This window comes from Streptomyces sp. SudanB5_2050 (assembly GCF_964272335.1).
Lineage (GTDB): Bacteria > Actinomycetota > Actinomycetes > Streptomycetales > Streptomycetaceae > Streptomyces > Streptomyces rochei.
Map to the genome: position 1 here is coordinate 3,448,536 of NZ_OZ186760.1, position 23,024 is coordinate 3,471,559.

Genomic DNA, 23,024 nt, shown 5'->3' on the forward strand with positions numbered 1-23,024 from the left:
GGTGGTGGGTGACGTGGCATACGCGTGCTTGATCGACCGCCGCACCCGCCGTCGTGGCTGACATTCGTTGGCTGAGGCTCAGGCACACGGGACCCAGACTTCTCCCACGCTGTTCCGGGACGGAGTGCGCGTGCCACGTGCGGGCCTGATCGTGCGGGGAACCACGGGGAATGGCGGGGACCAGAGCGCCGGCCAGTCAGGTGGCGTAGCTGCTCCGCCGCAGCTCAGCCCAGCGACTACCCCTGTAAGGCCCAAGCTTCCCAAGCTAAGGGCTCAGGCGCCGTCACAACCTGCCGGCCGTCGTGGCTTGCTCTGGTTAACGGCACAGGGGTGTCCGGCTACATTGCGGCCGCCGCCGCTCACCAGGACGCCATGGACCGACTGCGCGAGCTGGCCGGGCGCCTTGAGGAAGAGCACGGCGCCGTGACGGACGACGAGCAGCAGGCAGCGCTGGACCGCATCGCCGCCATTGACGGCTGGCATGACGAGCAGCGGTCAGATTCGGACAAGGCCGCGTGAGCCGCACCGCCCAGGCGAGGCTGCATCGGCCGCGACAGCGCGTCTTCGTGTTCGACTCCGAGGCTCTCTCCAAGGCGGTTCAGGGCGATCGGGAGATGGCAGCGCTGATCAAGACGGCTCCACGGCTCGACATCCCGATCGTCACCTCGGCGCTCACGACCTTGGAGGCATGGGACCCTCGCGAAGCGCCGAGGCAGGCCCTGTGGAACTGGACGCTGTCCCGGATCCGCGTCGTGCACACGGACGACCAGGTGATCGCCATGGCGCGCGACATGCTGAAGACAGCCGGCCTGCATGGGCACAAGTACGCCATCGACGCGATCTTGCCGGCCGTGGCCGGGCAAGAAGCCGCACAGGGAGCTGAGGCGACCGTCTTCACCTCCGACACCGACGACATGAATCAGCTCCTCGCCGGACACTCCGTGCGAGTCGAGAAGGTCTGACGGGACGCCGCCCCCACTTCACTCCGACGACTCGCCGGCTCCCATGGAGACGTGTTCGCCGGCGTCCTCAAGGCAGCGGCCCCCTTCCCGGTGGAGATCGACCTCGGGCGGGTCTGACCACGCACCGCTCAGCTCCACGCGGCTCAGCAGCCACTCAGGGGCGGCGGCCGTAGTCCCGGAGGGCCGGTTCGAGGAGGTCGAAGGCGTGGTGGGCCTCATCCTCCAGCACTTGGGCGATCTCCGGGTTGGTGTGGCCCGCCGCGGTCAGTTCCTGGATGCGGGTGAACAGGACGCGGTGGACTCCGCCGAGCAGGGCGGCGACCGTGCGGGGCGTGATGTCGCCGGGCGGGGCGGCGGTGTCCTCGGCCAGCGCCTCGGCCAGGGCCTCCTCCCGTCGGTCGTGCAGGCCGCGCAGGCAGGACGTGAGGGTGGGGCTGTCGGCGATCATGCGGGTGAAGGCCGGGCCGGCGAAGCCCGCGACGGGGTCCTGGGACGCCACGGAGGCCAGGAAGGCGCGGCGCAGGGCGGCCAGTACGGTCTCGCCCGGTGCGCGCGCGGCGACGGTGTCGGCCAGCGTGGCGACGAACTCGTCCTGGTGGTCGAGGGCCAGGTCCTCCTTGCGCGGGAAGTAGTTCGTCACCGTCTTCTTGGCGACCCGGGCGGCGTCGGCGATCTCCGCGATCGTCGTGCGCTCGAAGCCCTGCTCGATGAACAGCTCGGTCGCCCGGTCGGAGATGAGCCGGCGCGTCTCACGCTTCTTGGTCTCGCGCAGGCCCGAGGAGGAGGGAGCGGGAGCGGGAGCGGGGGCGGGGGCGTTCGGAGGGGGAGCGATCTGGGTCTCGTCCATGGGGTGGGGCTTCTTACGTCGGTGGTAAAAATATGTTGATGGTATGTGTAGCGTCGGCGTAACGTTACCTCTGATGAATGAATCGGGAGAAGTGTCCGTAGTTTCCAGGGAGTTCGGCGTCAGCGGTCCGGATGCCGGGCCCTACGCGCTCGCGGAAGGGCCGGACGGGGCCCTGTGGTTCACGCTCGTCCATCAGGGCGCCGTCGCCCGCCGGGACCCGGGGGACGGGAAGGTGAGCGTCCACCCGGTCGGGGCCGGGCCGACGCTCATCGCGGCGGGGCCCGACGGGGCGATGTGGTTCACCGAGTACCGGACGCACCGCATCGGGCGGATCACGTCCGACGGCTCCTGCTCCGCCTTCGTGCCGCCGACGCCGGAGGGCGGGCCGTTCGGCATCGCCGCCGGGGCGGACGGGGCGATGTGGTTCACGCTGTCCGCCGTCGACCGGGTCGGCCGCGTCTCCATGGACGGCGAGATCACCGAGTACGCGGCGCCGGGCGCCTTCCCGTCCGCCATCACGGCGGGCCCGGACGGCGCGCTGTGGATGACCCTCAACCAGGGGAACGCGATCGGGCGGCTCGACCCCGACGGGACCGGCGCCGTCCACCCCCTGCCGACCGCGGGCGCGGCGCCGGTCGGCATCGCGGCGGGGCCGGACGGCGCCCTGTGGTTCACGGAGATCGGAGCGGGCCGCATCGGCCGGATCACCGTCGACGGCGAGATCACCGAGTACCCGCTGCCCGACCCGGCGTGCCGGCCGCACGCCGTCACCGCCGGGCCCGACGGGGCGATGTGGTTCACCGAGTGGGGCAGCGGCCGGGTCGGGCGGATCACCGTCGACGGGCAGGTCTCCTCGTACGCGCTCTCCCGCCCCGACTGCGAACCGCACGGGATCGCCCCGCACGACGGCGCCCTGTGGTGCGCCCTGGAGACCGGCTCGCTGGCCAGGATCGAGGTCACCGCGTGACCGACCCCGGCGAACGCCGACGCCCGGCAGAGATCGAGTCCATCGCGGAGACCCGCGACGAAGGAGAACCGCAGGTGACCGACCGCAAGAGCACTGCCGGTTCCGACGGCCTTCCCGTCCGGGACGCCGGTGCCGAGTTCGACCGGCAGGTCCGCACGCTCACCGCCCTCGGCTACCCGGCCCTCGCCGGCCGCTCCCCCGAGGAGTTCGCCGAGCTGGTGGCGCCGTTGCGCGCGACGGCCGTGGAGCGGGTGGGCGCCCCGGCGGACGGCCCGTACGATCCGGCCGCGACCGGGCGGGTGCCGTTCGTCCTCGTCGTCACCCGCGCCCTCGTGCCGGTCGAGCGGACCATGGAACTGACCACCCTGCACGGCGGCAAGCTGCCCGGTTTCGTCGACCGCAGCTTCGAGCCGGGCTCCCTGGAGCGGTTCGTCGCCACCGAGGAGGCCGCGCCGCCCGGGCGGGACGGCGTCCACCTGCTGTTCGACGTCGAGCGCGGGGAGGAGTTCTGCGGCGCGGTGCCGAACGACGCGATGGCCGCCGTCGCGGAACGGGGCCGCACCCTGCTCACCATCGAGGAGGGCGTCGCGCTGCTGACGCACGTCCCCCAGGTCCTGGTGAAGAACAAGTGCTTCTCGCTCGGCGGGTCCCGGTCCGGCGACCGGCGGGTCCCGGCGCTCTGGATCAGTCAGAAGGCCCCGAAGCTCGGCTGGTGCTGGGCCGGCAACCCGCACACCTGGCTCGGGATGGCCTCCGCGGGCGGCCGGGGCGTCTGAGCCGCGCCCGGACCCGCCCGTCAGCGGGCCGGGTCGGCGACGGTCGCCGCCTCGGCGGTGGCGCCCGCGCCGCCGTGGCCCTGGTAGCGCAGCAGCAGCATCGCCGCGTCGTCGTGGTGCGGTCCCGCCGCGTGCCGGACCAGGTCCTCGCGCAGGGCGTCCAGCGCGCGGTGCACGTCGGGTTCCTCGAGGAGGTGGGCGCGCTCGGCGAGCGGGTAGAAGCCGCCCTCCTCGTCGCGGGCCTCGGTGACGCCGTCGGTGTAGAGGAGCAGTTGGTCGCCGGGGACGAACGGCACCGGAAAGGGTTCCGGACCGGGGCCGCCGTGGGCGGACAGGCCCAGCGGGAGGGCGTAGACGGGCGGCTCCGGGAAGTCGGCGGTGCCGTCGCGGTGGACGACCATCGGGGCGGGGTGGCCGTAGTTGAGGAGGACGACCCGGTGGTCGTGGCCGATCTCGGCGAGGATCGCGGTCACGAACTTCTCGTCCTCCAGCTCCCGGGCGACGCTGCGCTCCAGCCGCTCGCCGAGCCTGACCAGGTCCTTTTCGTCGTACGCCGCCTCCCGGAAGGCGCCGAGGACCCGCGCCGCCGTCTCCACCGCCCCGAGGCCTTTGCCCTGGACGTCGCCCACGATCACCCGGACGCCGTGCGGCGAGGCCACCACCTCGTACAGGTCGCCGCCGATCCGGGCCTCGGCGAGCGCCGAGGTGTACGAGACGGCCGCCTGCAGCGGGCCCGCGGTCAGCGGCACCGGGCGCAGCAGCACCCGCTGCGCCGCCTCCGCGATCGACCGCACGCTGGCCAGCTCCCGCTCCCGGCGCGAGCGCATCACGGCCGCCGCGATGCCGACGCCGGTGACGCCGGCCACCGACGCCATGGCGGTGTAGCCGCGGGGCCGGTCGAAGAGCCCGTTGTAGAGGCCAAGGCCCACGCAGAGCAGCAGGGCGACCAGCCCGATCACCGCCGTACGCCGCCAGCCGCCGACCAGTCCCGCGAACGCCGGCCCCAGCGACACCAGCGGCAGCAGTCCCACGTCCGGCCCGACCGTGAGGTCGACGACGGCGACCACGGTCATGACCGCGACGGGCGTCCAGGCCAGCATCGTGGAACCGGACGGCGACTTCTTCACGGTCATGACTACTCCGGTGTGGCGGCGCTCAAGAGTCGCCCTCTCCTGTTCTCAGGCGTCCCTCCCCGATCTCTTAGCCTATGCAAGGGTCTGATCGCGCAGGAGTCGCCGAGCGGTCCTTAATCCAATCGAGAGGCGACGGGACCCGGCCCGTTCCCGCGCCCCGCCCGCGACGCCGGTCGTCACGCGGCCCGCGCGTCCCGCGCCGCCGGTCGCGGCAGCAGTCCGCCGTCCGCCCCCGCGTCCCGTCGGCTCGCCACCGTCAGGGTGAGCGTCACCGCGAGGGAGGCGAGGGCGGTCGCGGTCATCGCCGTCGCCGGGGAGGTGAACTGGGCGACCGTGCCCGCCAGGGCCGCGGCGAGGCCCTGCGCCGTCAGCATCCCGGCGGAGTGCAGGCCGAGGGCGTGCCCGGTCAGGTCGTCCGGGGTGAGAGCCACCAGGCGCTCCTGCTGCACCAGGCTCGCGCCGAAGCCGACGGAGGCCACGGCGACCAGTACGGCCGTCACCGGCAGCGGCGGGCGCAGGAAGAGGGCGAGGTAGGGGGCGGCCAGCAGCACCAGCAGCGGGACGCCCAGGCGGGGGCGCAACCGGGGTGGCAGCAGGCGGCCGACCGTGATGTCCCCGGCCAGCATGCCGAGCGCGGCGCAGGCGAAGAGCGTGCCCGCGGACCCGGGGTCGTAGGAGACGTACAGGGATTCGCAGCCGACGATCAAGCCGTTGGGAATCCACAGCGCGAGGTAGACGTGGCGGCGCGGCCGGGCGGACCACAGCCGGGCGTTGGCGCGCCGGGTGGCGGTCACGGAGGGGCGGCCGGCGGCACGGGGCGGGCGGCGGGACAGCAGCAGGGTGAGTCCGGCCGCCGCGCCGTACAGGCCGGCGGCGAGCAGCAGGCACAGGCGCGGTGACAGCACGGCCACCAGGAATCCGCCGGCCGCGTAGCCGGCGATCTGCGTCAGCCCGTGCATCATGTTGAAGAGCGAACGCCCCGTCAGGTAGCCGCCCTCGGGCAGGATCTCGTGCAGCAGGCCCCAGCGGACCCCGCCGCCGACGGAGGCGATCAGGCCCTGGACGAGGACGACGGCGAGCATCGCCGGGACCGACAGGCCGGGCAGCGCGAGGGCGGCGGTGGTGACGGCGAAGGCCAGCGAGAGACCCGTCAGGGCCGCGCGCGGTGGCAGCCGGTCGGCGCCGGAGAGGAAGAGGGTGGCGCCCGCCACCTGGGCGAGCGCCGGCCCGAACATGCTCAGCGCGGACAGCAGCGGTGAGTCGGTCGCCCGGAACACCAGCGTGCCGAGCGCCAGTCCGCCGACGGTCCGGGCGGCGACGCCCGCGGCGGAGGAGAGGAAGAGCGGGCGGAATTCGGGGGTCCCGAAGAGGGCGGTGTAGCTGGTGCGTGAGGTGTCCGGCATGCGGGGAGTCTCGGGCGGGGAGCGGGCCGCCGTTACTGTTTCGCGTGGAGGCGAAACGTCGCGGCGGCCACGTCGCGTGGACGGAACCGCGGGACGGGGGCCGTATGGGCTGGTGGCAGGTGAACGCCGACACGCTCGCCCGCAGCCGCTTCGTCGTCTCGCCGCTCGCCGAGACCTTCGCGTGCCTGAAGCTGCTGCACTCCGGTGTGGCCGCGCACCCGGGCGAGCGGGCCTGGCTCGACGCCCACCTGCCCGCGCACCGGCGCCGGCTGGCGGGTGACCCGGTGACCGCGCTGCTCGTCCGGGCGGGCCTCGGCCGCGGGTGGATCGCCGACTTCCTCACCCCCACTCCGCGCGAGGGCGAGGGCTTCGAGGAGGGCGTCGCCCGGGTCCGGGCCACCCGCCCCGACCAGGCGCGCGCCGACCTGGCCGTCTCCCTCGGGGGCCCGCTCCCCGCCGACCTGGACCGCGACGACCTGCCCGCGCGGGCCGCCGCGCTGCTGGAGGACGTGTGGACCGAGGCGGTACGGCCCGACTGGGACCGGCGCCGCCGGGTGCTGGAGGCCGATGTCGTCGCGCGGACCGCGCGGGTGAGCCGGGGCGGCTGGGCGGCCGTGCTGGACGCGCTGCGGCCCGGCACCCGCTGGCTCGGCGACGGCAGGCTCCAGATCAACGCGAACCCCTACCCGCCCCGCGATCTGTCCGGCGCCGAGCTGGTCCTCGTACCGGTCACCGCGCAGCGGCGCGGGTGGGTGAGCTGGGAGGAGCCCGAGCGGTACGCGGTGGTCTACCCGTGCACGGGCGTGCTCGCGGACGACGGCGTCCGACGCGTGCCCGCCGCCCTCGGCGCGCTGCTGGGGCCGGCCCGCGCGGGCGTGCTGACGCTGCTCGGCTCCCCCATGAGCACCAGCCAGCTGGTCGGGGTGACCGGTCAGGGGCTCGGTTCGGTCGGGCGGCACCTGAGGGTGCTGCTGGAGGCGGGGCTGGTGGAGCGGCGGCGAGCGGGGCGGTCGGTGCTGTACTCGCGGACGGCGGCCGGGGAGGTGCTGATCGAGGCGAGCGGGCCGGGGGCGGCCGGGGCGCGGGAGGAGGGCGGCGCGCGGGGAGACGGCGGCCCGTAGGAGGTCGGCGCGCGGGGAGACGGCGGCCCGTGGGAGGTCGGCGCGCGGGAGGGCGGCACGTGGGAGGGCGGCACGTGGGAGGGCGGCACGTCAGGAGACGGCGCACGGACGGACGGCGGCACGCGGGAGGACCCCGCGCGGGAAGACGGCGCACGGGAAGGCGGAGGCGCGCGGGAGGGCGGGCGGAGGCGGGCGGGCGAGGGGTGTGACACGTCGCGGGGCTAGCATCCGCCCATGACGACCTCACAGAACGCACGCAGCGACGACAACCTCCCCCTCGACGTCGAGATCGGCGCCCTCCAGGGCGGTTCGGCGGATCTCTCCCAGTACGCGGGCCGGGTCGTGCTGGTGGTCAACGTGGCCTCCAAGTGCGGGCTCACCCCGCAGTACGCCGGCCTGGAGCGGCTGCACGAGCGGTACGCGGAGCAGGGGTTCACCGTGCTCGGCGTGCCGTGCAACCAGTTCATGGGGCAGGAGCCGGGCAGCGCCGACGAGATCGCCGAGTTCTGCTCGGCGACGTACGGCGTCACCTTCCCGATGACCGAGAAAGTGGAGGTCAACGGCGCGGGCCGGCATCCGCTGTACGACCGGCTGACGGGCTTCGCGGACGCCGAGGGGCACAGCGGGGACATCCGCTGGAACTTCGAGAAGTTCCTGATCGGGCGGGACGGCAAGGTCGCCGCCCGGTTCTCGCCGCAGACCGAGCCGGAGGCGGCCGAGGTCGTGGCGGCCGTGGAGGCACGGCTCGCCGGCTGAGGGCACGGACCGCTTGACCTTGCCCCTGGGGCAGGCCCGAACGTCGTCGTCGCCGGGCGGACGGTCCGCCCGGCGACGGAGGATGACGGCACGGAGGACGACGGCGTGGACGACCGGGACGACGACCGACCGCTGACCATCGGGGCGTTCGCCGCGCGGGCCCGGCTCTCGGCCAAGGCCCTTCGGCTCTACGACCGCATGGGCCTGCTGGTGCCCGACCATGTGGACGAGGTCACCGGCTACCGCTACTACCGCACCGGCCAGATCGAGCGTGCCCGCCTCGTGGCCCTGCTGCGCCAGCTGGACATGCCGCTGGCGCGGGTCGCGGACGTGGTGCGCGCGGACGGGCCCGGCGGCGCCGAGCTGCTGGACGCCTACTGGTCCGAGGTCGAGGCCCGGGTGGCCGGGCAGCGGACGCTCGCCGACTACCTCCGTGGACGTCTTTCGGGAAGGGGTTCCGCGATGAGCCGGAAGTTCGTGGTCGAGACGGTGGACGTACCCGGGCAGGTGGTGATCAGCGAGACGAGGCACACGCTGGCGGACGAGCTGCCGGCCTGGATCGGCGCGTCGCTGGGGCGGCTGGAGGAGGCGGCCCGGGAGTGCGGGGGCGTGACGGCGGCGCCGTTCGTCGTGTACCACTCCGAGGTGTCGACGGAGAGCGACGGCCCGGCCGAGTCGTGCGTGCCGGTCGCCGACGAGGCGGCGGCGCGGGCGTGGTGCGAGGAGCGGGGGCGGGCCTGGCAGACGCGGGTGCGGGTGGAACCGGCCCGGCGGCTCGCCTACACCCGGATCACCAAGGCGCAGGTGGCCCATCCGCAGATCCTGGCCGCGTTCGAGGCGGTGGAGGAGTGGATCGCCGCTCGGGGTCTGACGGTCGCGGGGCCGTGCCGCGAGGTGTACTTCGCCGACTGGGAGGCGTCGGGCCCCGGGGACCCGGTGTGCGACGTGGCGTTCCCCCTGGGCTGAGCCGGACGGAACAGAACCCTCTCGGCAAGGTCGGCGAACTGGTCGAGAGGGCTCCGTCGGCGGTACTGCGGGATGGTGCGTGGAGCCGTTACTCCTTGACCGAGGTCACGAAGGCGTTCCACGCGTCGGCGGGGAAGGCCAGCGTCGGCCCCCCGGGGACCTTGGAGTCACGTACGGCGAGCGCCGCCACCTCCGGCGACTTGACCTCGACGCACGCGCCGTTTCCTCCGGAGTAGGAGGACTTGGTCCACGATTCCTGGGCGCCCTGAAGAATTGCCATGTCTGCTCCGATGGCGAGTGCTGAGTGCGGTTTACGCCAATGACACTTGATCTTTGGCGTGATCGACGCTACTCGCTGCCCCCGCCGTCCGGAGCCGCCATTCACCCGACCGGGTGGCATATTCCAGGTGACTCTTCCGGTACCGCGTGCCAGAGATGTAACATCCGCCACCACGTCAGCGCGCGTACTCCTTCGCCACGTCCTCGATCCGCTGCCGCGACTGCTCCACGTTCAGCGCCTGGGCCCGCAGATGCTCGTACATCACCGTGTACTTCTGCACGTCCTGGGCCTTCTCCAGGTACAGGTCGCTGGTGACGCCCTCGATGTAGACGACGCTGGAGTCGGCGGTGTCGGCGAACTCCAGGATCGAGTACTGCCCGTTGATGCCGGGGTGGGCGCCGACATCGAACGGCAGCACCTGCACGGTGATGTGGGGCAGCTGCGACATCTCGGCGACGTGCTCCAACTGCTCGCGCATCACCTGCTTGCCGCCCACCACGCGGCGCAGGCACGCCTCGTCCAGGACCACCCACAGCCGCAGCGGGTTGGTCTCGGCGGTGATGCGCTCCTGACGCCGTATCCGGACCTGCACCCGTTTCTCCACGTCGGCGACCGGCGTCTCGGGCAACGCGCCCTGGATCAGCGCCTCCGCGTAGGGCCGGGTCTGCAACAGGCCGGTGATGATCTGGGGTTCGTAGGTCCGCAGCGACTCCGCGTCGGTCTCCAGGCCGATGTAGACGCTGTACGGGATGTCACCGAACGCGTGCCACCAGCCCTGCTGCCGCGAGTCCTTGGCCATCTGCATCAGCGAGTCGACGATCCGCTGGTCCTCGACCTCGTAGACCCCGCACAGGTCGCGGACGTCACGCTGGCTGATGCTGCGCCGACCGTTCTCCAGGCGGCTGATCTTCGACTGCGAGACCAGCAGCCGCTCCGCCACCTCCTCGGCCGTCATGCCCTTGAGCTCGCGGAGCCTGCGCAGCTCCTGGCCCAGCCGGCGCCGCCTGACGGTGGGATTGACATTGGACGCCACGGGACGTGCACCTCCGGCTGCGTGACTCATGTTTGCCACTTTGCGTATCTGCTGCTGAGCAGACTGCCACCAAGGTGCTTTCTACCGCTGGGAAACGGTCGATATGCGCCGCGTACACGCCAGTTCGGGGCGCCACCCGCACACATGGCCGCGCGGGGCGGCGGAACCTTTCCGCAGTCCGGTCTTCCCGGACGTGCGGTCGGTTCCTCCGCCCCGCGCGGACCTGCGGCTCCCGTGACCGGGCTCGGGGACTGGTGGTGCGGCGGTGCGGTGCGGCTGAGCGGTCAGTGGGCGACCACGCGCGCCATCGATCCGTGGCGCGGTTGCGCCGGAACGCCGCGGGCGGGTTCCGGGGCCGTCCTGGCGCCCGGTCCCGCGGCCTGGCGGCCGGCCGGTGCCGGGCTGCGGCGTGGCTGGGCCGCCGCGCCGTTCTGGACGTCCATCACCGCGTGCGCCACCAGGCCGCCCATGGGGTCGTGCCGGATGAGGTCCCGCAGCCGGGACCGTGACGAGCGTCCTTCGTTGCCCGGGTAGAGGTGCTTGCCGAGGCCGACCGCGTGGGCCAGCGCGGCGAGCGCCGCGGTCCGCGGGTCCGGCGGTACGCCGGTGCGGATCGCCGAGTCCAGCCGGGCCTTGATCTCCCTGCTGATCGCCGTGTCCGTCGCCTGGTAGCGAGTCGTCGGCAGCACCCCGCACATCTGGCCCTCCACGGCATGCACCATGCCGCATCGCTCCAGATGCGAGAGGTAGGTCTGGCGCAGCCCCAGGCGGGGCCCGCCGATCCAGTTGACCGCCCGTACCGGAGCGCCGCGCCTTCGCAGCAACTCCAACGCGCAGTCCAGTGTTGGATCTCCTGTCGGCCGTGGTGCCACCACGGCGATACGATCCCCGTCTGGGGCTATCCGTCCGGCCAGCGCCAGCTCCACCAGCTGTGCTCCGGCCAGACCGAGGTCGAGCGACTGCGGCTGCGCGGTGGTACCCGTGGTCGGGTCCAACGCCAGCAGCAGAAGCTCCTCCGGAAGTGTTCTGCGGCTCCTGCCCATCCATGCCTCCCCGCGTGGATGACAGACAGGGTGACCCCTCTCACATTGGTCTGTCGAGGGTGCGTGACCGGTTCGTAGTGGAACCAGTAGGTATGTCGTTCTCGTCTACCGCGTGGGTTCCACCCGTACACAGGACACTGGTACATGGTTCCGGTACGGGTTCGGTAGCGCACACGAGGCGTGCGGCGCATGGAGGAGGCATCGGTGGCGGGCGAGTCCCCCGACAGGTCGAAGCAGCACGAGTCGTCGGAAGAACCGACGTCGGGGAGCGCGGGTCCGGTTCCCGAGGCCAGGACCGGGGCGAGCGAGTCGCGTGATCCGCGGCTGGCCGTGGCGCGGGAGGACGCGAAGTCTTCGGCGTCCGCCGGGTCCGGGGAGTCCGCGGGTGCCGCGGGGTCGCGTGGCGGGGTGGACACGGCCACCCGGGTGCTCTCGGTCCGCGACGCGCGGGCCGGGGACGGGGACGGGGACGAGGCCGAGGCGGAGGACGCCGACGGTGACGCCACGGATGCCAACGCCTCCGAGGACGGGGGAACGGGTCCCGCCGCCGCGAACGACGGGCGGCTGAGGGACGCCGTCGCGGCGTGGGTGGCGACCGCCGAGGAGCGGGCCGCCGCGAGCGCGCGGCGCGAGGACGCGGCGGACGACACCGAGGACACGCCGGACGCGGGGGCCGACGAGGCCGCGGGCGCGGCGGGGGCGACGGAGGGGGCCCGGCAGGACGCCGGTGCGGACACCGAGCTGGCCGAGGACGCGGGCGGTCACGACACCGGGACCGGCACTGAGACCGGCAGCGAGACCGGTACCGACGCCGGGGACGGCGACGCGGACCCGGACGCCGAGGCGCCCTCCGAGGCCGTCTCGGATTCCGCGGAGTCCGGTGACGCCAGGACGGCCCCGGACGGCGGGACGGACGACGACGGTGACTCGCCCCGGGACACCGCCGACGACACCGACGACGACACCGGCACCGATTCCCAGGGCTCCGACGGCCCCGCCACCGCGGCCGGCGCCGGTACGGCCGCCGACGGACCGGACACCGACACCGACGACACCGCCGCCGACACCGACGACGCCGCCGACACCGACACCGACGACGCCGCCGCCGCCGACAGCGACGGCCCGGACGCCGGTGCCCGCGAGGCCGACGACGAGAAGGCCGCCGGAACGCAGGCCGACGGCGGGGACGGCAACCTGGACGGCGCCGGCGACGGGGACGGCGACGCCGGTTCCGGGAAGGACGGCGTCGATCAGCCGACCGCCGTCTTCAAGGCCGTACGGCCCACCGCGCGCGAGGTCGACCAGCCCACGACGATGCTGAAGCTGGGCGACGCCGCCGCGCCCAAGAAGCCCGGCCGGGACGCCGAGAGCGACGCCGAGCGGACCAGCAAGTTCGTGGCGCTCCGGCAGCCGGACGACCCCGCGACCCGCAAGCCCCCGCAGAAGGCGCCGTCCACGCCGCCCACGCCCCCCGAGGCGTCCCGGGCGCCCCGGACCGGCACCACCACCGCCGTACCGCACGTCGGGCCCGAGCGGACGACGCAGCAGCCGCTGCCGCCGAAGCCGCCGCTGGACCTGCTGGCGGAGCTGACGAACACCCCGCCGCCGCCGGAGACGCCGCTGCGGACGACGGTGCGCCGGGTCAAGATCTGGACGCCGCTGGTCCTGCTCCTGGTGATCATCCTCGGCATCGTGCAGGCGATGCGTCCGCTGCCCTCGCCGGAGCTGGACCTCACCGCGCGGGAGAGCTTCACCTTCGAGGGCGGCAAGCCCGAGATCCCGTGGCCGTCCAGCGGTCAGGCGGCGCTGGACGTGCAGGGCATCGGCACCTTCGGATCGTCCGGCGAGCAGAAGCCCGTGCCGATCGCGAGTGTCGCGAAGGTCATGACCGCGTACGTCATCCTGCGCGACCACCCGCTGAAGAGCGGCGCCGACGGTCCGATGATCGCGATCGACCAGGCGGCCGAGGAGCAGTCGGACGCGGGCGACGAGTCGACCGTCCACGTGTACGCGGGCGACAAGATCTCGCAGCGCGAGGCCCTGGACGCCATCCTCATCGCGTCCGCGAACAACGTGGCGCGGCTGCTGGCCCGCTGGGACGCGGGCTCGGAGAAGGCGTTCGTGGAGAAGATGAACGCCGCCGCGAAGGACCTCGGCATGACCAACACCACGTACACCGACCCGTCGGGCCTGAACGACACGACGGTGAGCACGGCCGTGGACCAGGTGAAGCTGGCCAAGGAGGCGATGAAGTCGGTCGCCTTCCGCGAGGTGGCCCAGAAGATGTCGTACGACGACTACAAGGGCGAGAACCACTCCAACTGGAACCAGCTGGTCGGCCACAACGGCGTCGTCGGCATCAAGACCGGCACCACCACCTCCGCGCTCGGCAACCTCGTCTTCGCGGCGAAGAAGGAGGTCGGCGGCGAGACCCGGACCATCGTCGGTGCCGTGGTGCGCCAGCCGCCGGGCGGCAAGGACAACACCATCCTCGGCGCCGCGCTGGACTCCAGCGACAAGCTGATCCGGGCCGCGCAGGACACCCTGGAGTCGTCGACGATCCTGAAGAAGGGGGACGTCGTCGGGTACGTCGACGACGGACTCGGCGGCCGGACGCCGGTCGTCGCCACCGAGGACGTCAAGGCCGTCGGCTGGCCCGGCCTGACCGTGAAGCTGACGTTCGAGGCGGACGAGGTGCCGCACACGGCCGCCGCCGGCACCAAGGTCGGCACCCTGACCGTGGGCGACGGCGGCGCGGCAGGCGCGGTGAAGGTTCCGGTGGCGCTCCAGAAGGATCTCGTGGAGCCCGCCCTCACGGACAAGCTGACCCGCCTGGGCTGACGGCCCGCCCGACCCGGTCCCACCGACGCCCCGCCCCCGCGGCCCTCCGGCCGCGGGGGTGTTCGCTTCCCGGAGGGGAACAAGCCAGGGTGCGGGCGTGCGTGCTAGCGTCACGAAACGGGGCAGGTCGCCGGTCGCGGGAACGGAAGGCGGCCGAAATCAGGAGACGGGACACGGGGAGTGCCTTCAGGTGGCCACTGCGGAGCCGACACGCGCCGACGACGCCGAACCGGGCCCGGAAGCCGGCCCGGGACCACGCGTACCGGCACCCCGGGCGGGGGGCGGGGAGGACACTCGGAGCGGGAGCGCCGGTCATGCCGCGAGCGGCGGCCGTGACGCGGAGCGCACCGGCCCCGGGCGGCCCGGACCGGAAGCGCCGTCCGCGATGAAGGCGGCGTTCCTGGCGCTGCGCGAGCGCATGCTGCGCCACCCCGTGCTGTCCGTCACGGCCCTCGCGGGCGTCCTGCACATCGTCTGGTTCTTCACGTTCGCGAACAGCGGTGGCGATCTCGCGGCGCAGGACGCGTGGGCGGAGTTCGTCGGCCGGCACCCGGACTCGGCGTACAACCTGGCCTGGTACGGCGGCATGCACCCGGTGTCGTACAGCGTCGTCTCGCCGTACCTGATGTCGGTGCTCGGCGTGCGGACCACGATGATGATCGCGGGCACGCTGTCGGCCGGGCTGCTGACGATGATCCTGATCCGCAGCCGGGTGGTCCGCAATCCGCTGTGGGCGTCGCTGGCGGGCCTGTTCGGGCTGATGGGCAACGCCGCGTCGGGCCGGGTGACCTTCGGTCTGGGCATGATGTTCGGGCTGGGCGCGGTCGCCGCGGTCTTCTGCTGGCCGTACCGCTGGCGGCACAAGCGCTGGGCGAAGGGGCTGTGCGCGGCTCCGCTGGCCGCGCTGTCCACCATGGCGTCACCGGTGGCGGGCCTGTTCGTGGGGCTGGTGGCGGTGGCCCTGTTCCTGCAGAAGCGCCGCCCGGGCGCCTGGTCGCTGGGGCTGGCCCCGGCCGCGGTCGTCGCGCTGTCGGCCGTGCTGTTCCCCTTCTCCGGCACGCAGCCGATGGGCTTCGGCTCGGCGGTGCTGCCGATGATCTACGCGGGCCTGGTGGTCTGGTTCGTGCCGCGCACCTGGACGACCGTGCGGATCACGTCGGCGGTCTACGGCCTGTCCGTGCTGCTGGTCTGGGTGATCAGCTCCCAGATCGGCTCCAACATCACCCGGCTGGCGATGCTCTTCGCCGGGGTGGCGCTGGTGGCCGCGCTGCCCTTCACGGTGCCGAAGAGCCGCAAGTGGTACGCGTTGGTGGTCTCGCTCGTCGGTTTCGTGGGCTGGATCGGCTTCAAGTCGGCCGACGACATCGTGCACACCCAGCCGGCCGCCTCCTGGGCGCGCGAACTGGCGCCGCTCGTCAACGAGCTGCAGGAGGTCGGCGCGGAGAAGGGCCGGGTGGAGGCCGTGCCCGCCCGCTCCCACCGGGAGGCCTCGGCACTGGCGCCGTACGTGAACCTGGCCCGGGGCTGGACCCGCCAGGCCGACATGGAGCGCAACCCGCTCTTCTACGACGACACCCTCAACTCGGCCAACTACCACGAGTGGCTGAAGCGCTGGGCCGTGCACTACGTGGTGCTGCCCAAGGGCGAACCGGACGGCGACGGCGGCAAGCGCGAGCGGGAGCTGCTGCAGCGGGGCCTGCCCTACCTGAAGCAGATCTGGGGCGACGCCAACTGGCAGCTGTTCAAGGTGCTCGACCCGACGCCCCTGGCGGAACCCGACGCCGTCGTCCAGCGGGCCGGCCAGGACGCCTGGACGATCGACGTGAAGCGGCCGGGCCGCATCCTGATCCGGATGCCGTACTCGCCGTGGCTGAGCCTCGTCGACGCCGAGGGCAACAAGCTGGAGCCTCCCCAGGAGACCGAGGCGTCCAAGAACGGCCCGGAGGGCACACCGAAGACGTACGACAACGTCAACGGCTGCCTGATGGAGACGGAGGAGACCGCCGAGGGCGACAAGTGGACGACGCTGATCGCGCCCGAGGCGGGCACCTACCGGCTGGCGTCCCCGTACGGGCTCAAGCGCGGTACGCCCTGCCCGGAGGAACTGAGGTAGCCCGCCGGGGGGCCGGTCGGCCGACCGGCCCACCCCCGGCCCGGCGACCACCCGCCGAGTCGTTCATGTAGGTGAACGAAGGTCAGCAAGCCGAACCTTTTTACCTCCTCTTGACCTTCCCCTTCCTTGTCGTGCCCGCGTCGCCGCAACCACGATGAGCGGGCACTTCGCGGCCTGCCACGCCCTTGCCCCGCTCATGCGAAGTGCCAACCGGCTGAGCGGAGTTCACAAGGCGGACCCCGGAAGGGGGCACATGAACGGTCTCGACTGGTCCGTGCTCATCGGCTACTTCGCCGTGATGGTGGCGATCGGCGTCTGGTCGCACAAACGCGTGGACAACGTCAGCGACTTCTTCACGGCCGGCGGCAAGATGCCCTGGTGGCTCTCCGGCATCTCGCACCACATGTCGGGCTACAGCGCGGTGATGTTCACCGGGTACGCGGGCATCGCCTACACCTACGGCGTGACGTCGTTCGTGACGTGGTCCTTCCCGATCGCGCTCGGCATCGCCATCGGCTCCACCCTGTTCGCGCCGCGCATCAACCGGCTGCGGTCCCGGCTGCACGTGGCCTCTCCCCTGGAGTACCTGAAGAACCGGTACAACCTGCCCACCCAGCAGGCCCTGGCCTGGTCCGGGATGCTGCTGAAGATCGTGGACGTGGCGGCGAAGTGGGCGGCCATCGCCACCCTGCTGTCGGTCTTCACCGGCATCTCCCTCAACCAGGGCATCCTCATCACCGGTGTCGTCACGGGCGTCTACTGCACGATCGGCGGCCTGTGGGCGGACGCGCTGACCGAACTCGGCCAGTTCGTCATCCAGCTGCTGGCCGGCGTCGCGATGTTCGTCGCCGTCGTCATGAAGCTCGGCGACCACGGCGGCTTCTTCGGCGTCTGGGACGAACCCGAACTCCAGGGCCACGCCGAACCGCTGGTCGGCCCGTACGGGGCGGTGTTCCTGCTCGCCTACCTCTTCATCAAGCTCTTCGAGTACAACGGCGGCATGCTCAACCAGGCCCAGCGCTACATGGCCACGAGCAACGCCCGGGAGGCCACCCGCTCCGCGCGGCTGTCGGCGGTGCTGTGGCTGGTCTGGCCGCTGGTGCTGTTCTTCCCGATGTGGATGTCGCCGCTGCTGGTGGAGTCGCAGAAGCCGGACGGCTCCGACTCGTACGCCCTGATGACCGAGCAGCTGCTGCCGCACGGGCTGCTGGGCCTGGTCATCGTCGGCTTCTTCTCGCACACCATGGCCATGTGCTCCTCGGACGCCAACGCCATCGCGGCCGTCTTCACCCGGGACGTGGCGCCGGTGCTGTCCGCGCGGGCGCGGGCCTGGGGCACCCGGTCGGGGCTGCTGGCGGCCCGCCTGACCACGGTGGTCTTCCTCGCGCTGTCCATGGCGGTGGCCACCCAGGTCGACTCGCCGACGTTCAAGGACATCATCACCGTCGTGATCAAGTGGGTGGCCGGGCTGATGGGCCCGATCGCGATCCCGATGATGCTCGGTCTGCTGCGGCCCTTCCGCCGCTCCGGCCCGACCGCCGCGCTCACCAGCTGGGCGCTGGGTCTGCTCGCCTTCTGGCTGGTCAACTACCCGATCCACTGGAACGTGGAGGGCGGGGTGCCGCTGGAGTACCAGGTGTCGATCCCGCTGGCCGTGTCGCTGGTCCTGTACGTCCTGGTCGGCTACCTCAAGCCGGAGGACACCCCGGAACGGCTCGCGATCATCGAGAAGGTCAACACGGACGGCGACGACGACGCCTCCGGCGCGGCGGCGGCGATCCCCACGCCCGCGGGCGAATCGGGAGGGGTGGTGGGCACGGCCCGGTCGACCGACTGAGGCACGCCCACCGTCCCTCGCCTCATGGGGACACCCTTGTCACGGTGGTGTGACAGGGACGGGGGCGGGGCTCAGCGCACTTCCTGGACGCGGATCTGGTTGCCGGCCGGGTCGCGGAAGGCGCAGTCGCGGATGCCGTACGGCTGCTCGGTCGGCTCCTGGACGATCTCGGCGTCGTGGGCGCGCACCTTCTCGAAGGTGCCGTCGAGGTCCTCGGTGGCGAGGAGGATCCACCCGTAGGTGCCCTTGGCCATCATCTCGGTGACCGTGCGGCGTTCGGCGTCGGTGATGCCGGGGTCGAGCGCGGGCGGCGCCAGGAGCAGGGAGGTGTCGGGCTGCCCCACCGGGCCGACCGTGATCCAGCGCATCTTGCCCTGCCCGACGTCCTTGCGGACCTCGAAGCCGAGCACGTCCCGGTAGAAGGTGAGCGCCGCCTCCGGGTCGTCGTGCGGGAGGACGGTGGTGTGAATGCGGATGTCCATGCACGTCACGCTAGCCGCGGCCGGGGACCGGCGCTTCTCGGTTCCCGATGCCCGCCGAGGGTGCCGTCAGGCCCGGGGGTAACGCGTCAGCCAGCCCGGGGACGATCCCGCCGGGCCGTGCAGGGCGGGGCCCTGGGTCATCTCCATGGCGAAGTCGTCGGCCAGTTCCAGGACCGTCGGGCGGCCCTCCAGCTCGGCCAGCCAGGCGGGCGGGAGTGCCGTCTCGCCGTGCAGGGCGCCGAGCAGCCCGCCGGTGAGGGCCCCGGCCGCGGCGGAGGGACCGCCGTGGTTGACGGCGAGCCGCAGCCCGTGCCGTACGTCCTCGCCGACGAGCGCGCAGTACACGGCGGCGGCGAGGACCCCTTCCGCCGCCGCGTCACCGATCAGCTCGGTCACCCGGTCCGCCGTCGGCAGCCCTTGGCGGACCGCGCCCAGCGCGTGCTGGAGGGCGGCGGCCACGGGCTCGTGCCCGGGCCGTGCCGCGAGCAGGGCGAGCGCCCGCTGCACGGCGGCGTCCAGGCTCTCGCCGCGCGCCAGCCCGTGCACGATCACGGCGTACGCGCCCGCCGTCAGATAGCCGCCGGGGTGGCCGTGGGTCTGCGCCGCGCACTCCACGGCGAGCTGCGCGACCAGTTGCGGCTCCCAGCCGACCAGCAGCCCGAACGGCGCCGAGCGCGCGGCGGCCTCGGGACCGCGCTCACCGGGGTTCTTCGGGGCCTGGGGCGTGCCCATCGTGGCGTCGCCGAGCCCGAGGAGCAGCGCGCGGGGCGCGGCCCGGCGGGCGTACAGCCACTCCTCGCGGGCGAGCCAGCCGTCCTCCTCGCGCCGCAGGTCGGGCCCCCAGTCGCGCTGGGTGGCGGCCCAGCGCAGGTAGGCCCGGTGCAGGTCGGTGGGCGGGTGCCAGGCGCCGGTGTCCCGGCGCACCTGGGCGCGGATCAGCCCGTCCACGGAGAACAGGGTGAGCTGGGTGAGGTGGGTGACGGCGCCGCGCCGGCCGTGGGCGGGGGCCAGGTCGGTCAGGCCCTCGACGCCGTGCTCCCGGCGGAGGGCGTCCAGGTCCAGCCCGTCGACGGGGGCGCCCAGGGCGTCGCCGACGGCCGCGCCGAGCAGGGTCCCGCGCACCCGGCTGCGGAAGTCCTGCTGCTCGGCACGCCCCCAGACGGCACCGGCTGTCGCGCCCACCCGGACCTCCCCTCGACACCGACACGGCCCGTACGTACGACGCCCTGCACTGTATTCGAACGGAGGTGGCGGGTTCAGGGCCGTGCCGTGTGGAAACGTTCACGTGCCGTCCGGTCCGCCGGGCCGGTCGGGGTGCTTGTCCCGGCAGCAGCGGACGAAGTCGCGGACGACCGGGTTGTCGTCGTCGGCGGGGTCCCAGGCCACCGCGACCCTGCTGGGAGCGACCCCGGTGACGGGGCGGTAGACGACGCCGGGGCGGGTGTAGAAGCGGGCGGCGGACTCCGGGGCGAGGGCGATGCCGTAGCCGTTGGCGATCGCGGTGAGCCAGTCGTCCGGGTGCTCGGTGACGGCGCCGACGCGCACCGGGTGGCCGTCGCGCTCGTCGGCGGCCAGCCAGTACTCCCGCCAGCGTCCGGTCTCGGGCGGGGCGGCGACGAAGGGCTCGTCCCACAGCTCGCGGAAGGCGATCGTCCCGCGGGCGGCCAGGGGGTGGGACGCGGCCAGTGCGACGCGGCGGGGTTCGCTGAACAGCGGCAGCAGGCGCAGGGCCTCCTGCCCGGGGAACGGCAGCCGGACCAGGGCGACGTCGACGTCCCCGTCGGCGAGTCCTGCGGAGGGGTTGGACCAGGAAGCCTGCCGCATCTCGGCCCGCCAGCCCGGCCGGCACCGGGCGAACTCGGCGATGATCGGCTGCGTGGCCTCGTTGGCGGCGCTGGCGAGGAAGCCGACCCGCAGGACGCGGGCGGCGCGACTCGCCGCGCCGCGTGTCTCCCGCAGCGCCGTCTCCCATCCGGAGAGCAGGGCGGGGACCCGTTCCGCCAGCGCCCGGCCGGGTTCGGTGAGGGCCATGCCGGTCCGCGACCGGGTGAAGAGGTCCACGCCGAGTCCGGCCTCCAGCCGCCGGATCTGCTTGGTCAGCGCGGGCTGGGAGACGTACAGCAGCTCGGCGGCCCGGGTCAGGCTGCCCTCCTCGGCCACGACCGCGAAGTACCGCAGCAGGCGCGTGTCGACGTCCATGCCTCCAGGTTATGGGTGCAGGTATTGGACGGCACGGGCGCTCCCCGGTGAGGCTGGTGGGAGCCCTTCGGGGGACATGCGGAAGGAGACCTCGTGTTCGCGGCTTACGTGACCGTCACCGTCGTCGCCGTCGTCGCCGACGCCGGGATCGCCGTCGCCGACCTCAGGCGGGCCCCGTTCGTCCTCGCCAACTCGGCGGAGGTGGCGGTCCCCGCGTCGTGGCTGCCCGGCCTCGCGCTGCTCAAGGCCGCGGGCGCCGCCGGACTCCTCGCCGGTCTCCTCGGCTTCCGTCCGCTCGGGATCGCCGCCGCGGTCGGTCTGGTCCTGTTCTTCGTCGGCGCGCTCGTCGCGCACGTCCGCGCGCGGGTCTTCCACAACATCGCCTTCCCCGCCGGATACCTGGCCCTCAACGCGGCCGCGCTCGTCCTGGTGGCCGTGTGAGCCGCATCGGGAAGGGTCCACTTCCTCGGTGATCAGACCCTCGCAGCGGGATGGCAGTCCCGGCGGGGGCCGAATCACGCTCTGGGGTTGTCGCGGCTGACGCTGCACCATGAACGCCCCGCCGCGCCTGCCGAGTTGGAGATCAGCCGGTTGCGGCATGTCGAGATTCAGGTCATGCCGACAGACCGGGAGGACCACACGGGGCTGAGCGGTTCGTTCCGAGTACTGAAGCTCCGTAACGGCACGACAGTCGGCTACACGGCGGCCCAACTGCACAGCAGGGTGATCAGCGACCCTCAGGACGTGCTGACCTTGGAGATGCGCTATGGCAGGATCCGGGCACAGGCGCTCTCACCCCGCGAGTCACGGGACTTCATCGAGAAGGTATGGAGAGAACAGGCATGACCCCTGCGCTGAATTGGTTCAAGAGCAGCTACAGCGGCAGCAACGAGCCCGACTGCGTCGAGGTGGCCCTCGCCGACACCACCGTCCACGTGCGCGACTCCAAGAACCGTGACGGCGAGCACCTCGCCTTCACCGACGCCTCCTGGACCGCGTTCGTGCACACCGTCACGACGACCGTTCACCGCCGCGTCCTCGACGCCGGTTGAGCGGCGGGCCCGAACGCTTCGAAGAGATCACGTTCTCGGCCCCTGCCCGCCATGGGCATGGCGCACTTCGCCATAGTGCTGCCATGTCCAACACCCAACGCACCCTGCCCCTCGCGGCCACCGTCCTCACCGGGGTTCTCGCCCTGTACATCGCCCTGGTCGCCTTCGGGAACATCACCGACTTCGGCACCAACCAGCAGTTCGTACGCCACGTCCTCGCGATGGACACGACGTTCAAGGACGACGACCTGATGTGGCGGGCGATCACGAACCAGGGCGTCCAGGACGCCGCCTACGTCGCGATCATCGTGTGGGAGACGGTGGCCGCGCTCGTGCTGATCTACGCGACCTGGCTGTGGATACGCCGGGACCACGCGGGCGGGCGGCGCATGACCACGTACGGCGCGCTCATGCTGATGCTGCTCTTCGGGGCCGGGTTCATCGGGATCGGCGGCGAGTGGTTCTCGATGTGGCAGTCGCAGGACTGGAACGGGCTGGACGCCGCCACCCGGATCTTCCTGATCAGCGGAGTGGTGCTGATCGTCGCCCAGCTGTCGCCCGGCGACGCGGAGGCTAACCGACGACCGTGACCTCGGTGCCGGACGTCGCGAAGGCCCAGACCGCCGCGCCGTCCGCCTTCTGCAGCCGTATCCCGCCCGTCTTCGTGCCGGAGGCGGGCGGCGGCGGGGAGGAGCCGTCGACCGCGTTGGAGAAGGCGACGGAGACGCCGTCCTCCTGGGCGAAGTAGACGATCCGCTCGATCCGTACGCCGTCGGAGCCCGTCGTGGCCGCCTCGGACCGGCTGCCGACCGTGTAGCGGCCCGGGTCGGGGTCGACCGTGCCCGGCCACACCGTGAAGGTCCGCCGCGCGGCATCGCTCGCGTCGACCAGCCAGACCCGGTCCTGGCCGAGGGAGTACACGATGCGGCGGCCGGTGCCGGAGCCGTCGGGCACCGGTGCGGGCGCGGTCTCCTTCGGCGTCGGCTTCGCGTCCGCCGACGCCGAAGGGCTCGGGCTGGTCACCGCCGCGGTGGGATGGGGACCCTGGTCCGCCTGCACGGCCAGGACGCTCACCGCCGCTATCGCCCCCAGGGTCAGGCCGGAGACCCAGGCCCAGGAGGGAGGTCGGGCTGGCACGGGCACGCATCTCCTCAGCTACGAGAACCCCGAGCACACCGGGGGCCCGATCATCGTACTGCGCGCGTGCCCGGGC

Annotated in this window: 23 protein-coding genes and 1 pseudogene; 14 read left to right on the top strand and 10 right to left on the bottom strand. The window is 72.8% G+C overall.

Annotation, left to right across the window (positions count from 1 at the left end; translation table 11 throughout):
• Positions 1 to 330 precede the first annotated feature (330 nt).
• Entirely contained in the window at positions 331 to 519 is a 189-nt protein-coding gene (locus tag ACFZP7_RS15265) for a hypothetical protein (RefSeq protein ID WP_385634615.1), read from the top strand.
• On the top strand, positions 516 to 962 hold the full coding sequence (locus tag ACFZP7_RS15270) for a hypothetical protein (RefSeq protein ID WP_385634616.1): 447 nt from the start codon (positions 516 to 518) through the stop codon (positions 960 to 962). The genes ACFZP7_RS15265 and ACFZP7_RS15270 overlap by 4 nt, the downstream gene beginning before the upstream one ends.
• Before the next feature lie 154 nt (positions 963 to 1,116).
• Here ACFZP7_RS15270 and ACFZP7_RS15275 read toward each other — a convergent pair whose 3' ends face one another.
• Complete coding sequence (locus ACFZP7_RS15275) at positions 1,117 to 1,809, bottom strand: TetR/AcrR family transcriptional regulator (protein WP_385634617.1); 693 nt, start codon at positions 1,807 to 1,809, stop codon at positions 1,117 to 1,119.
• Positions 1,810 to 1,852: 43 nt separating this feature from the next.
• On the opposite strand from ACFZP7_RS15275, the gene ACFZP7_RS15280 reads away from it, so the two are divergent.
• Both ACFZP7_RS15280 and ACFZP7_RS15285 read left to right on the top strand, forming a co-directional pair.
• Entirely contained in the window at positions 1,853 to 2,776 is a 924-nt protein-coding gene (locus ACFZP7_RS15280; RefSeq protein WP_385634618.1) for a virginiamycin B lyase, read from the top strand.
• Between the two features lie 74 nt (positions 2,777 to 2,850).
• Positions 2,851 to 3,552, top strand: a complete 702-nt coding sequence (locus ACFZP7_RS15285; RefSeq protein ID WP_385638453.1) for a DUF5701 family protein — start codon at positions 2,851 to 2,853, stop codon at positions 3,550 to 3,552.
• A gap of 20 nt (positions 3,553 to 3,572) precedes the next feature.
• Here the strand turns inward: ACFZP7_RS15285 and ACFZP7_RS15290 are convergent, their stop codons facing one another.
• Together ACFZP7_RS15290 and ACFZP7_RS15295 are read right to left on the bottom strand one after the other, a co-directional pair.
• Complete coding sequence (locus tag ACFZP7_RS15290; protein WP_385634619.1) at positions 3,573 to 4,685, bottom strand: PP2C family protein-serine/threonine phosphatase; 1,113 nt, start codon at positions 4,683 to 4,685, stop codon at positions 3,573 to 3,575.
• 176 nt (positions 4,686 to 4,861) lie between these two features.
• Complete coding sequence (locus ACFZP7_RS15295; protein ID WP_193516106.1) at positions 4,862 to 6,088, bottom strand: MFS transporter; 1,227 nt, start codon at positions 6,086 to 6,088, stop codon at positions 4,862 to 4,864.
• Positions 6,089 to 6,192: 104 nt separating this feature from the next.
• Here ACFZP7_RS15295 and ACFZP7_RS15300 point away from each other — a divergent pair, with 104 nt between their 5' ends.
• The 3 genes from ACFZP7_RS15300 to ACFZP7_RS15310 all read left to right on the top strand — a co-directional run bounded on the left by ACFZP7_RS15300 (position 6,193) and on the right by ACFZP7_RS15310 (position 8,931).
• Positions 6,193 to 7,209: an ArsR/SmtB family transcription factor gene (locus ACFZP7_RS15300; RefSeq protein ID WP_385638455.1), complete on the top strand. Its 1,017-nt coding sequence runs from the start codon at positions 6,193 to 6,195 to the stop codon at positions 7,207 to 7,209.
• 234 nt (positions 7,210 to 7,443) lie between these two features.
• On the top strand, positions 7,444 to 7,965 hold the full coding sequence (locus ACFZP7_RS15305; RefSeq protein ID WP_385634620.1) for a glutathione peroxidase: 522 nt from the start codon (positions 7,444 to 7,446) through the stop codon (positions 7,963 to 7,965).
• A gap of 105 nt (positions 7,966 to 8,070) precedes the next feature.
• A complete protein-coding gene (locus ACFZP7_RS15310; RefSeq protein ID WP_019326528.1) occupies positions 8,071 to 8,931 on the top strand; it encodes a MerR family transcriptional regulator in 861 nt (286 codons plus the stop codon).
• Between the two features lie 88 nt (positions 8,932 to 9,019).
• Here ACFZP7_RS15310 and ACFZP7_RS15315 read toward each other — a convergent pair whose 3' ends face one another.
• The 3 genes from ACFZP7_RS15315 to ACFZP7_RS15325 all read right to left on the bottom strand — a co-directional run bounded on the left by ACFZP7_RS15315 (position 9,020) and on the right by ACFZP7_RS15325 (position 11,287).
• Positions 9,020 to 9,211: a DUF397 domain-containing protein gene (locus tag ACFZP7_RS15315; protein WP_031016086.1), complete on the bottom strand. Its 192-nt coding sequence runs from the start codon at positions 9,209 to 9,211 to the stop codon at positions 9,020 to 9,022.
• A gap of 175 nt (positions 9,212 to 9,386) precedes the next feature.
• A complete protein-coding gene (locus ACFZP7_RS15320) occupies positions 9,387 to 10,244 on the bottom strand; it encodes a helix-turn-helix transcriptional regulator (RefSeq protein ID WP_019326530.1) in 858 nt (285 codons plus the stop codon).
• Positions 10,245 to 10,528: 284 nt separating this feature from the next.
• Positions 10,529 to 11,287, bottom strand: coding sequence for a GPP34 family phosphoprotein (locus ACFZP7_RS15325; RefSeq protein WP_029393595.1), 759 nt, complete (start codon positions 11,285 to 11,287; stop codon positions 10,529 to 10,531).
• A gap of 189 nt (positions 11,288 to 11,476) precedes the next feature.
• On the opposite strand from ACFZP7_RS15325, the gene ACFZP7_RS15330 reads away from it, so the two are divergent.
• From ACFZP7_RS15330 to ACFZP7_RS15340, 3 genes are all read left to right on the top strand, one after another.
• Positions 11,477 to 14,128: a D-alanyl-D-alanine carboxypeptidase gene (locus ACFZP7_RS15330; RefSeq protein ID WP_385634621.1), complete on the top strand. Its 2,652-nt coding sequence runs from the start codon at positions 11,477 to 11,479 to the stop codon at positions 14,126 to 14,128.
• Positions 14,129 to 14,318: 190 nt separating this feature from the next.
• Entirely contained in the window at positions 14,319 to 16,241 is a 1,923-nt protein-coding gene (locus ACFZP7_RS15335; RefSeq protein WP_029393599.1) for an MFS transporter, read from the top strand.
• Positions 16,242 to 16,494: 253 nt separating this feature from the next.
• Entirely contained in the window at positions 16,495 to 18,078 is a 1,584-nt protein-coding gene (locus ACFZP7_RS15340; RefSeq protein ID WP_127437189.1) for a sodium:solute symporter family protein, read from the top strand.
• A gap of 71 nt (positions 18,079 to 18,149) precedes the next feature.
• Here the strand turns inward: ACFZP7_RS15340 and ACFZP7_RS15345 are convergent, their stop codons facing one another.
• The 3 genes from ACFZP7_RS15345 to ACFZP7_RS15355 all read right to left on the bottom strand — a co-directional run bounded on the left by ACFZP7_RS15345 (position 18,150) and on the right by ACFZP7_RS15355 (position 20,759).
• Positions 18,150 to 18,560 (bottom strand): VOC family protein, encoded by a 411-nt coding sequence (locus ACFZP7_RS15345; RefSeq protein WP_019326535.1) that lies wholly within the window; start codon positions 18,558 to 18,560, stop codon positions 18,150 to 18,152.
• 66 nt (positions 18,561 to 18,626) lie between these two features.
• Entirely contained in the window at positions 18,627 to 19,742 is a 1,116-nt protein-coding gene (locus ACFZP7_RS15350) for an ADP-ribosylglycohydrolase family protein (RefSeq protein WP_031016091.1), read from the bottom strand.
• Positions 19,743 to 19,841: 99 nt separating this feature from the next.
• Complete coding sequence (locus ACFZP7_RS15355; protein WP_385634622.1) at positions 19,842 to 20,759, bottom strand: LysR family transcriptional regulator; 918 nt, start codon at positions 20,757 to 20,759, stop codon at positions 19,842 to 19,844.
• A gap of 93 nt (positions 20,760 to 20,852) precedes the next feature.
• On the opposite strand from ACFZP7_RS15355, the gene ACFZP7_RS15360 reads away from it, so the two are divergent.
• The 4 genes and pseudogenes from ACFZP7_RS15360 (at position 20,853) to ACFZP7_RS15375 (ending at position 22,401) form a co-directional block, all read left to right on the top strand.
• On the top strand, positions 20,853 to 21,200 hold the full coding sequence (locus ACFZP7_RS15360) for a DoxX family protein (protein ID WP_019326538.1): 348 nt from the start codon (positions 20,853 to 20,855) through the stop codon (positions 21,198 to 21,200).
• Positions 21,201 to 21,335: 135 nt separating this feature from the next.
• Positions 21,336 to 21,605: pseudogene (locus ACFZP7_RS15365) on the top strand (Scr1 family TA system antitoxin-like transcriptional regulator); the annotation flags it as partial.
• Positions 21,602 to 21,811, top strand: a complete 210-nt coding sequence (locus ACFZP7_RS15370) for a DUF397 domain-containing protein (RefSeq protein ID WP_385634623.1) — start codon at positions 21,602 to 21,604, stop codon at positions 21,809 to 21,811. The pseudogene ACFZP7_RS15365 and the gene ACFZP7_RS15370, both read left to right, overlap by 4 nt.
• Positions 21,812 to 21,894: 83 nt before the next feature.
• A complete protein-coding gene (locus ACFZP7_RS15375) occupies positions 21,895 to 22,401 on the top strand; it encodes a DUF2165 domain-containing protein (RefSeq protein ID WP_019326541.1) in 507 nt (168 codons plus the stop codon).
• Here the strand turns inward: ACFZP7_RS15375 and ACFZP7_RS15380 are convergent.
• On the bottom strand, positions 22,385 to 22,948 hold the full coding sequence (locus ACFZP7_RS15380; RefSeq protein ID WP_029393600.1) for a hypothetical protein: 564 nt from the start codon (positions 22,946 to 22,948) through the stop codon (positions 22,385 to 22,387). The two genes, ACFZP7_RS15375 and ACFZP7_RS15380, sit on opposite strands and share 17 nt — an antisense overlap.
• Positions 22,949 to 23,024: the final 76 nt, after the last annotated feature.